At 66.7% G+C, this 276-nt stretch carries 1 protein-coding gene; it reads left to right on the top strand.

The genetic code is table 11. The annotated features are described in order from the left end of the window. Positions 1-20: 20 nt before the first annotated feature. On the top strand, positions 21-276 hold a 256-nt coding region (locus C1X29_RS29875; RefSeq protein ID WP_305888216.1), incomplete at its 3' end, for a histidine kinase dimerization/phospho-acceptor domain-containing protein.

The following is a 276-nucleotide window of genomic DNA, read 5'->3' as shown; positions in this document are numbered from 1 at the left end:
GCCCGGAGGAGATCCGCTCCGTGGCGCGCGCGCTCAACCGCATGCATGAGCGGATCGCGCTGCTGATGTCGGATCGCACCCGCATGCTGGCTGCGATCAGCCACGACCTGCGCACCCCGATCACGCGGCTGCGCCTGCGCGCCGAGTTCATCGAGGACGAGGGCAACCGCAAGCGCATGCTGATCGACCTCGACCAGATGCGCTCGATGCTGGAAAGCGTGCTGTCGCTGTTGCGCAACGACCGCAAGATCGAGGCGGTGACGCTGGTGGATATCG

Source organism: Pseudomonas sp. GW456-12-10-14-LB2, from assembly GCF_002884345.1.
In the GTDB taxonomy this organism is placed as follows: Bacteria; Pseudomonadota; Gammaproteobacteria; order Pseudomonadales; family Pseudomonadaceae; genus Aquipseudomonas; species Aquipseudomonas paraglycinae.
The sequence above is the reverse complement of the archived record's forward strand: the minus strand, read 5'-3'. Positions and strand labels throughout refer to the sequence as shown.